Annotated in this window: 8 protein-coding genes; all 8 read left to right on the plus strand. The window is 65.0% G+C overall.

From position 1 onward, the window contains the following. The first annotated feature begins 15 nt into the window (after positions 1-15). A complete protein-coding gene (locus C0617_RS07875; protein WP_291316474.1) occupies positions 16-1,260 on the plus strand; it encodes a methyl-accepting chemotaxis protein in 1,245 nt (414 codons plus the stop codon). Between the two features lie 63 nt (positions 1,261-1,323). After that, positions 1,324-1,689, plus strand: coding sequence for a response regulator (locus C0617_RS07880; protein WP_291316475.1), 366 nt, complete (start codon positions 1,324-1,326; stop codon positions 1,687-1,689). A 61-nt stretch (positions 1,690-1,750) separates the two neighbouring features. Then, positions 1,751-2,101: an STAS domain-containing protein gene (locus C0617_RS07885; RefSeq protein WP_291316476.1), complete on the plus strand. Its 351-nt coding sequence runs from the start codon at positions 1,751-1,753 to the stop codon at positions 2,099-2,101. Positions 2,102-2,171: 70 nt separating this feature from the next. After that, entirely contained in the window at positions 2,172-4,289 is a 2,118-nt protein-coding gene (locus tag C0617_RS07890) for a chemotaxis protein CheA (RefSeq protein WP_291316477.1), read from the plus strand. A 63-nt stretch (positions 4,290-4,352) separates the two neighbouring features. Beyond that, complete coding sequence (locus C0617_RS07895; protein WP_291316478.1) at positions 4,353-4,868, plus strand: chemotaxis protein CheW; 516 nt, start codon at positions 4,353-4,355, stop codon at positions 4,866-4,868. Between the two features lie 145 nt (positions 4,869-5,013). Then, the gene (locus C0617_RS07900; protein ID WP_291316479.1) at positions 5,014-7,020 is read left to right on the plus strand and encodes a methyl-accepting chemotaxis protein; all 2,007 of its coding nucleotides are present in this window, start codon (positions 5,014-5,016) and stop codon (positions 7,018-7,020) included. A gap of 307 nt (positions 7,021-7,327) precedes the next feature. After that, positions 7,328-9,367 carry a methyl-accepting chemotaxis protein gene (locus C0617_RS07905; RefSeq protein WP_291316480.1) on the plus strand — a complete coding sequence of 680 codons (2,040 nt, stop codon included), beginning with the start codon at positions 7,328-7,330 and terminating at the stop codon, positions 9,365-9,367. A gap of 201 nt (positions 9,368-9,568) precedes the next feature. Next, on the plus strand, positions 9,569-9,864 hold a 296-nt coding region (locus C0617_RS07910), incomplete at its 3' end, for a hypothetical protein (protein ID WP_291316481.1).

Consider the following 9,864-nt stretch of genomic DNA (forward strand, 5'->3'; position numbering starts at 1 on the left):
CACGGGAGACAGAACGTGCCAAAACGAAAGACAACCAAAACCAAAGACCAGGGTCCGCTGCCGGGGATCCTGCTGTCGCTCCTCGGCCTGGCGGCGCTGCTCGCGACGGGATGCGGAACCCTGCCGGTGCTGATCCTGGCGGGGGTCTGCGGGGGATGGATGCTCCTGGCCTGGAGCGCCCGCAAATCGAACCGCGCCATGGACCACCGCCAGTGGCGGGAGATCGCCTCGGGGCTCGACGAGCTGACCGGGGAGACCGAGGAGCTCTTTGCCAGCCTCGCCCGGGAATGCACGGCCCAGATCGACAGCCTGAGCGAGGAAAACCGCCAGGTCCGCGAGCTGCTCAACGGGGCCATCGAAAACCTGGTGGGGAGTTTCACCGGACTGGAGGAAAACTCCCGCAGCCAGCAGGAGCTGGTCCACCAGCTCACCCGTTGCAGCGGCAGCCCGCAAAGCGGCGCCGGAAAACAGGAACTGAGCTTCGAGGCCTTTCTCCAGGAAATCGACGGGGTGCTGAAGGTCCTGGTCGACGCCACGGCCAGCAACAGCGGGGCCGCCAAAACACTCGCCGAGCAAATGAAACACGCCAAAGCCGACTTCGACCAGGTCACCAACATGCTCGGAGAGATCAAGAAAATCGCCGACCAGACCAACCTGCTGGCCATCAACGCCGCGGTGGAGGCGGCCCGTGCCGGCCAGCACGGCAAGGGCTTCGCGGTTGTTGCCGGAGAGGTGCGCCAGCTCTCGGTACGGTCCAACACCTTCAGCATGCAGATCGAGACCTCGGTGGAAAACATCGCCGGTTCCCTGCAGGCCGCCGAGGACGCGGTCCACGACATGGCCCGGGAGGGCATGGACCTGGCCCGGCAGTCCCAGGGGAAGGTCGAGCAGATCCTGGAGAAAAACCAGGCATTCAACCACCGGATCGAAAGCTCGGCTCGGGACATCTCGGGCATCGCCGAGCAGGTCAAGGAAGGAGTCGCCGCCGCCGTCACCTCCCTGCAGTTCCACGACCTGCTCTCCCAGATCCTGACCCACATGGACAAACGGGCCGAGCTGATGCGCTCGATGCTGACCGGCCTGGCCGGCGTCACCCTCGTGGGGGCCGGCGCAGACTCCCGCGATCCGGGCCATGACTGCAGCCTTCGGCTGACCGGCATCAAGTCGGGCCTGGCGGAGGCGGCCGCCCTGGTCGAGCGGGTCAAGCACAACCCCGTTTCGCAAAAAAGCATGGACACCGGCACGGTCGAGCTGTTCTAGAGCCGTACCGATTTTTTTTAGACGCCCAAGACTCATTAAAAAGCGAGAGGAGGATCGATCGCCATGAGCAAGCAGATTCTGGCCGTAGACGATTCCAAGTCCATCCTGCAGATGGTGTCATTCACCCTGCAGGGAGCAGGATACCAAGTCGAGGTCGCCGCCGACGGCCAAGCCGCCCTCGAGATGGCCACCCGCAAGAACTACTCCCTGGTCATCACCGACCTCAACATGCCCCGGCTCAACGGCCTGGAGCTGATCAAGTCCCTGCGCGGCAAGCCCCAATACCGCTTCACCCCCCTGCTGATGCTGACCACCGAGGCAAGCCCCGCCTTCAAGACCCAGGGCAAGGCGGCCGGCGCCACCGGCTGGCTGGTCAAACCCTTCGACCCCCAGCAGCTCCTCGGGGTCGTGAAGAAGGTCATCGGCTGATTCCGACCCCCCGATCCCCGGCCCGTGCCGCGGCACGACCCGGGCAACCCAGAGGTGCGACATGTCCAACACGAGTCTGGAGCCAGCCCCCGATGCCCAGGGGAACCACGTCCTGACCCTCGAGGGCGAGGTCACCGTCGAGATCCTTCGCGAGCTGAAAGAGACTCTCGCCGAGAGGCTCGATTCGGCCCGAACCCTCGAGCTCGATTGCGGGAAGGTCACCGGCATCGACGTCTATGCCATCCAGCTGCTCTGCTCCGCCCACCGCTCGGCCATGGCCGCCGGAAAGGGCCTGGGCTTTGCCGGCGACCCGTCCGAGAAATTCCGGGAGATGGTCCGCGTCTGCGGCTTCGAGCGCAAACGGGGCTGCTCCCTGTGCCAGGAAGGGGAGCGCTGTCTCTGGATGGCATGAGCCGCCAACGGCGGAATGCTTCTGCGCACCATGAAACGACTGCCCCAGTGGGGAAAAGGATGACTTTGCCATGATCGATCAACAAAAGGAGATTTTCCGGGAGGAGGCCAACGAGCTGCTCGCCGAACTGGAGACCTCCCTGCTCGAACTGGAGGAGAACAGCGGCGACTCCGAACTGGTCGCCCAGGTCTTTCGGGCCATGCACACCATCAAGGGTTCGGGGGCCATGTTCGGCTTCGACGAAGTCGCCGCCTTCACCCACGAGGTGGAGACGGTCTTCTACCAGGTGCGCAACGGCAAACTCCAGGTCACCAAGGCACTGGTCGACCTCTCCCTCTCCGCCAAGGACCACATCCGCTCCCTGCTGGACGACTCCGGAGAGGATCCCGCTGCGATCTTCAGCCGCGGCCAGGGCCTCGTCGACGGCTTTCGCGGGCTGCTGCCGGGCGCCTGTGAGGCGGACGCAGCCACCCCGGAGCCTGCCGATGCGCCCGCCGCACCCAGGCCCTCCGCCAACGTCACCTACCGCCTGCGCATCCGCCTGCCGAGGGACATCATCATGCGCGGCACCCGGCCCCTCTCCCTGCTGCAGGAACTCGAGGAGCTCGGCCCCTGCCGGCTCGTGGCCCAGACCGGGGACATCCCCCTGCTCGGCGAGATCGACCCCGAGTCCTGTTACGCCTACTGGGAGGGGGCCCTCACCACCGACCGCGGCCTCAACGCCATCCGGGACGTCTTCATCTTCGTCGAGGACGACACCGAACTGACCATCGACGTTATCGACGAAGACGACAACCTGGAGAGCGAGAACGACTACAAGCGTCTCGGGGAGATCCTCATCGAGCGAGGCGACCTCTCCCCCGCCGCCCTGCAGGAGGTCCTCTCCGTACAGAAGCCCCTCGGCGAAATGCTCATGCAGGCCAAGGGGATTCACCCCGACAAGATCGAGGCGGCCCTGGCCGAGCAGCAGCAGGTGCGGGAGATGCGCCAGAAGCGCCAGGACCAGCAGACCGGCGCCACCATCCGGGTCCCCGCAGAACGCCTCGACTTCCTGGTCGACATGGTCGGCGAGCTGGTCACCGTCCAGGCCCGGCTCTCCCAGGCGGCCGCCTCCCGCAACGACCCGGACCTCGTCTCCATCTCCGAAGAGGTGGAGCGCCTCACCGCCGAGCTGCGCGACAGCTCCCTCGACATGCGCATGCTCCCCATCGGCTCCACCTTCAGCAAGTTCAAACGCCTGGTCCGCGACCTCTCCATGGAGCTGGGCAAGCAGATCGAGATGGCCACCGAGGGGGCGGAGACCGAACTCGACAAGACGGTTATCGAGAAGCTCAACGACCCCCTGATCCACCTCATCCGCAACAGCATCGACCACGGCATCGAGACGCCCGAGGACCGTGCCGCCCTCGGCAAGCCGCCCAAGGGGACGGTACACCTGGCCGCCACCCATTCGGGAGACAGCGTCCTGATCACCATCCGCGACGACGGCCGGGGCCTGAACCGTGAGACGATTCTCGCCAAGGCCGTGGAAAAGGGGCTGGTAGCCCAGGACGCCCAGCTCTCCGACCGGGAGCTCTTCGCCAAGATCTTCGCGCCCGGCTTTTCGACGGCCCAGAAGGTCACCGGGGTCTCCGGGCGCGGGGTGGGGATGGACGTGGTCAAGCGAGCCATCGACGCCCTGCAGGGGAGCATCTCCCTAGACAGCGAGCACGGCCTGGGGACGACCGTCACCATCAAGATCCCCCTGACCCTGGCCATCGTCGAGAGCCTCCTGGTCAGCATCGGGGGGGACGCCTTCGTCCTGCCCCTGTCGACCGTCGAGGAGGGCGTCGAGCTCACCCGCCAGGACGTGACCGCGGCCCACGGCCGCAACCTGGCCCACGTGCGCGGCCAGCTCGTCCCCTACATCCCCCTGCGGGAGCAGTTCGCCATGGCCGGGGAGACCCCCGCCATCCAGCAGATCGTCATCACCCAGGTGGCCGGCCGCCGGGTCGGCTTCGTGGTCGACCACGTCATCGGCGAGCACCATACCGTTATCAAATCCCTCGGACGCCTCTACCGCGACGTGGAGGGCATCTCCGGGGCGACCATCCTCGGCGACGGCAGCGTGGCCCTGATCCTCGACGTGCCCAAGCTGGTGCGGGAGGCCGAACTCCTGGAGGAAGGCCCGCAGCGCAGCGCCATCTGACCCAAAGACCCGTTTAGGGGCCCTGCGCCCCTTGAAATCCGAACCAACAAAAGGAGAAGGTTCATGAGTGAACAGGAGAAGAGGGAAGCGACCCAGTACCTCACCTTTGTCCTGGACGAGGAGGTCTTCGCCCTCGACATCACCAAGGTACGCGAAGTGCTCGACTTCACCGCGGTAACCAAGGTCCCCAAGACCCCCGACTTCATGCGCGGGGTCATCAACCTGCGCGGCTCGGTGGTCCCGGTGGTCGACATGCGCCTCAAGTTCGGCCTCACCGCCACCGAGCGCACCGTCAACACCTGCATCATCATCGTCGAGATCGAGATTGGGGGCGAAACGACGGTCCTCGGGGCCCTGGCCGACTCGGTGCAGGAAGTGCTCAACCTGGAACCGGAGCAGATCGAACCGGCTCCCAAGATCGGCACCCGCCTCAACACCGAGTTCATCCGGGGGATGGGCAAGCGCGACGAGCGCTTCGTGATCATCCTCGACATCGACAAGGTCTTCTCCTCGGACGAGCTGGCCATTGTCCGGGGGCCGGCCGGGGACGCCCCCCTGCCCGAAGCCGCGGAGGCCTGATTCCTTTTTTATCGGAATTACAACCCAAAAGAAGGTGACCAAAAGTCAATCTCTCTTTGTTTTGATTATAGGTCCGTTTGTTATTCAATCGCGGCGCCTGAACCCCTTTTGCAGGAGCCGCATCGACTTCAGGAAGGTAATCACTATGCTCAAGAACATGTCTCTGGCAAAAAAACTCATTTTCGGCTTCAGCATCGTCCTGGTCCTCCTGGTGGCCGTGGGAGGAGTAGGATTCCAGGCCCTCGAAGGGGCCTCCGAGGGCTTCTCCCAGTACCGGGGACTGGCCCGCGACACCAACCTCTCGGGCCGGGTGCAGGCCAACATGCTCATGGTCCGCATGAACGTCAAGGACTTCATCATCACCGGCAGCGACCTGGACCTGCAGCAGTACCGGGACTACGCCGATAAGACCCAGGGCTTTCTGGACCAGGCTCAGGAAGAGATCAACAACCCGGAGCGGGCGCGCCTGGTCGATCAGGCCGACGAGAAGCTCAAGGCATACGACAACGCCTTCGATAAGGTCATCGCCTTCAAGGAACAACGCAACGAACTGGTCTTCGATGTACTCGACACCCAGGGACCGGCCATGGAGAAGGCCCTGACAGAGATCATCACCTCGGCCAAAAAAGACGGCGACATGGAGGCGGCCTACCTCGCCAGCATGGGGATGCGCAACCTGCTGCTGGCCCGCCTGTACGTCGTCAAGTTCCTCGACTCCAACGACGCAAGCGCCGTGGAGCGGGTGAAAAAGGAGTTCGAGGCCCTCAATGACCAGATGGCCATCATGGACAAGTCGCTGCAGAACCCCCAGCGCCGGACCCTGATGGCCGACATCATGAATATGGAAGAGAAATACTCGGCCGCCTTCGCCAAGGTGGTCCGGGTCATCCAGGAGCGCAACGACGTCATCACCAACACCCTCGACAAGCTCGGCCCCCAGATCGCCAAGGACATCGAGGACGTCAAGCTCGGGGTCAAGAAGGAGCAGGACGCCCTCGGTCCCCAACTGCAGGCCTCCAACGACAACGCCGTGCGCATGATCGTGATCCTCGGCATTTTTGCCCTGGCGCTGGGGGCGGTGATCGCCCTGGTCATCATCCGCGGGGTGCTGGGACAGCTCGGTTGCGACCCGTCGGTCATCGAGAAGGCCATGCAGCGCCTGGCCGATGGGGATCTCACCGAGAAGATGGATATCACCAGCAAGAACGCCAACAGCGTCTACGGCTCGGTGAAGGGCATGGTCGACAAGCTCAAGGAGGTGGTCGAGAACGTCAAGAGCGCCTCGGACAACGTCGCCTCGGGGAGCCAGGAGCTCTCGGCCTCTTCCGAGGAGATGAGCCAGGGCGCCACCGAGCAGGCCGCCTCCGCAGAGGAAGCCTCCTCGTCCATGGAGGAGATGGCCGCCAACATCCGCCAGAACGCCGACAACGCCATGCAAACCGAAAAGATCGCCATCAAATCGGCCGAAAACGCCAAGGCCGGTGGCGAAGCGGTGGTCCAGACGGTCTCTGCAATGAAGGAGATCGCCGGGAAGATCGGCATCATCGAGGAGATCGCGCGCCAGACCAACCTTCTGGCGCTGAACGCCGCCATCGAGGCGGCCCGCGCCGGCGAGCACGGCAAGGGCTTCGCGGTGGTCGCAGCCGAGGTGCGCAAACTGGCCGAACGCAGCGGCACGGCGGCCGCCGAGATCAGCGAACTCTCCGGCAGTTCTGTGGAGGTGGCCGAAAAGGCCGGGGAGATGCTTACCCAGATGGTCCCCGACATCCAGCGGACCGCCGAACTGGTTCAGGAGATCGCCGCGGCGAGCAAGGAGCAGGACACCGGGGCCGAGCAGGTCAACAAGGCGATCCAGCAACTCGACCAGGTGATTCAGCAGAACGCCTCGGCTAGCGAGGAGATGGCCTCGACCTCAGAAGAGCTCTCGAGCCAGGCCGAGCAGCTTCAGGACACCATCGCCTTCTTCAGGGTGGATGGCGCCGGCTCGGGCCCGGTCAGATCCGTGCCCAGCCCCAAGAAGCAGCCGATCGTCTCACACCTCGAGCGAAAGGCGAACGCGGCGCCCGTGGCCAAGGCGGCCAACTCCGGCGGGGTCGACTTCGACCTCGGCGGCGGTGCGGACAATCTGGACGACGAGTTCGAGAAGTACTAATGACTCCCTGCCCGGGACATCCCCGTCCCGGGCAGGTCCGACCTTCGACGGAGCCAGCACAACGAAGACGTCGGGCAGCATCCGGAGGGGCACCAGGCGCCCCGCATTGGGAGGTCAGAAAAAATCTTCACCACGTCCTTCACTTCCGCCCGCACTCGGAAGACCGACCCCGCCTGGAAGAAAACAACCGGCACACCTGCCCTTGGCGAAGGGGGACCCGCCATCCCGGACCAGTCGGATATTCATATACCGGTTAAAGAATCGCCCGCTTTTGGGCACTTACAAAGGATATGAAGGAGGAGAAAGGATGAAGATCTTCACCAAGCTGACTCTCGCCTTTGCGACCGTCGCCCTGATCTGCGCCGTCGTCGGCGCCATGGGCTGGATGGGCATCGACGAAACCGAGGAGAGCCTCATCGAGATCGCCGACGTGCGCCTGCCGAGCGTGCGGGGGCTGGGCCTGATCATGGAGGGGATCAACGGCATCCTCGCCGCCGAGCGCACCATGATCGCCTCGAGCATCGACCATGCCACCCGCCAGGAGCTCCTTCACGAGCTCGACGGCCTCTGGGAGGAGACCGACGAGGGGTGGGCGATCTACGAGCCCCTCCCCCAGACGAGCGAGGAGGCCGTCCTGTGGCAGAAGTTCCTGCCGGCCTGGGAGCGCTGGAAAGCCGAGCACGCCAAACTCATCGGCTTGGTCGGCCAGGTCAACATGGACGACGTGGAGACCCTGGAGGGGATCCTCGTCGCCCGCCAGCTCGACCACGTCAAGTGGGTCGGCGCGGTCGACAAGGCGATCAGCGAGGGGCGGCCCTTCACCGGCCAGCTCAACCCGGGCCTGTGCGGCCTCGGAAAGTGGCTCTCCGGCTACCGGAGCAGCGACCCCGAGTTCATGACGATCCTCGGCAGGTTCGCCGAGCCCCACGCAAAGCTGCACGGCCTCGGCGAGAAGATCAACGCCCTGCTCGCCGCGGGGAAGACCGGGCAGGCCCGCAGCGTCTATGCTGGCGAGGTCCTGCCGACCCTGGCCCATATCGAGGGGGTCTTCGCCGAGGCCATCGAGGACACCCGGCGCGACATCGCCTTGCTCGACGACGCCGCCGGGCTCGCCCTCGGCAGCGAGAAGGAAGCCTTCGGGGCGGTCATGGCCCTGCTCGACGAGATGACCGAGCTCAACGCGAAGGTCGCCCACGAGAACAGCGTCGCCGCCAAGGAGATGGCCAGCAGCGACAAAACGATGGCCCTCGTCACCGTGGTCATCGGAGCCCTGGTCGCGCTCCTTTTCGGCTTCTTCATCGCCCGGGGCATCACCAGGCCCCTGGCCGAGGGGGTCCAGGTCGCCGAACGCCTCGCCGAGGGGGACCTGAACATGGAGATCGAGGTCCGCTCCAAGGACGAGACGGGCCAGCTCCTGAGCGCCATGAAGACGATGGTGGCCAAGCTCCGGGACGTGGTCGAGGGGGTCCAGAGGGCGTCCACCAACGTCGCCTCGGGGAGCCAGGAGCTCTCCTCCAGCTCCGAGGAGATGAGCCAGGGCGCCACCGAGCAGGCCGCCGCCGCAGAGGAGGCCTCCTCCTCCATGGAACAGATGGCCGCCAACATCCGCCAGAACGCCGACAACGCCCTGCAGACCGAGAAGATCGCCATCAAGAGCTCCGAGAACGCCAAGTCGGGCGGGGAGGCGGTGACCCAGACCGTTTCGGCGATGAAGGAGATCGCCGGCAAGATCTCCATCATCGGGGAGATCGCCCGCCAGACCAACCTGCTGGCGCTCAACGCCGCAATCGAGGCGGCCCGGGCCGGCGAGCACGGCAAGGGCTTCGCGGTCGTCGCCTCGGAGGTGCGCAAGCTGGCCGAGCGCAGCCAGGGGGCTGCCGCCGAGATCAGCGATCTCTCCGGCAGCTCGGTGGAGGTGGCCGAGAAGGCCGGCCAGATGCTTACCCAAATGGTGCCCGACATCCAGCGGACCGCCGAACTGGTGCAGGAGATCGCCGCGGCGAGCAAGGAGCAGGACACCGGGGCCGAGCAGGTCAACAAGGCGATCCAGCAGCTCGACAACGTGATCCAGCAGAATGCCACGGCGAGCGAGGAAATGGCCTCCACCTCCGAGGAACTTTCTGGACAGGCCGAGCTGCTTCAGGACACCATCGCCTTCTTCAAGGTGGATGGCACCGGCTCGAGCCCGGTCAGATCCGCGCCCAGACCCCGGAAGCAGACGCTCGTCTCACACCTCGAACGAAAGGCGAACGCGGCGCCTGCGCCAAAGGCCGCCACAGGCGGCGGTGTCGACTTCGACCTCGGCGGCGGCGCCGACAATCTGGACGAGGAATTCGAGAAATACTGATCCCTGTCGGCCCGGGGCGACCCCGCCCCGGGCCCCTTTCCCAACGCCGCACTCCAGCCGCCCTGGACGTTGCCCTGCAACCTATGCAGAAACTAATCGCACCATCCTTAATATTTTGCACCCAAAAGCCGAAAAACCAATAGCCGGCCATTCCCCTTGTTCGCTTTCAAACACAACCCAAACCCCCTGAGCGACACCACCATGCGGCGACTCTGGATTCTCAACTGTCTCTTGCTTCTGATCCTCCCGGCGTTCTCTGTCTCCGCCCAGGCGGAGCGAACCGTGCGGGTCGGGGTCTATCAGTACCTGCCGATGCTCGCCCCCGGCGCCGACGGGCAGTCACTCTGGCTGCCCAACACGCTGAAAGTCCTGGCAGTCCTCACCATCCTCTTTTCGGTGACCACCCTCCTTGCCCGCCACAAGACCCGGAAAGGCCTGCGGGAAATCGCGGCCCAGAACAGGCAACTGGAAGAGCAAATCGCCGAACGCAGCAGGGC

Source organism: Desulfuromonas sp., assembly GCF_002868845.1.
In the GTDB taxonomy this organism is placed as follows: Bacteria; Desulfobacterota; Desulfuromonadia; order Desulfuromonadales; family BM501; genus BM501.

Coding starts and splice junctions, on each gene's coding strand:
- C0617_RS07890 (WP_291316477.1), top strand. CDS start 2,172: ATGATCGATCAACAAAAGGAGATTTTCCGGGAGGAGGCCAACGAGCTG.
- C0617_RS07895 (WP_291316478.1), top strand. CDS start 4,353: ATGAGTGAACAGGAGAAGAGGGAAGCGACCCAGTACCTCACCTTTGTC.
- C0617_RS07900 (WP_291316479.1), top strand. CDS start 5,014: ATGCTCAAGAACATGTCTCTGGCAAAAAAACTCATTTTCGGCTTCAGC.
- C0617_RS07905 (WP_291316480.1), top strand. CDS start 7,328: ATGAAGATCTTCACCAAGCTGACTCTCGCCTTTGCGACCGTCGCCCTG.
- C0617_RS07885 (WP_291316476.1), top strand. CDS start 1,751: ATGTCCAACACGAGTCTGGAGCCAGCCCCCGATGCCCAGGGGAACCAC.
- C0617_RS07880 (WP_291316475.1), top strand. CDS start 1,324: ATGAGCAAGCAGATTCTGGCCGTAGACGATTCCAAGTCCATCCTGCAG.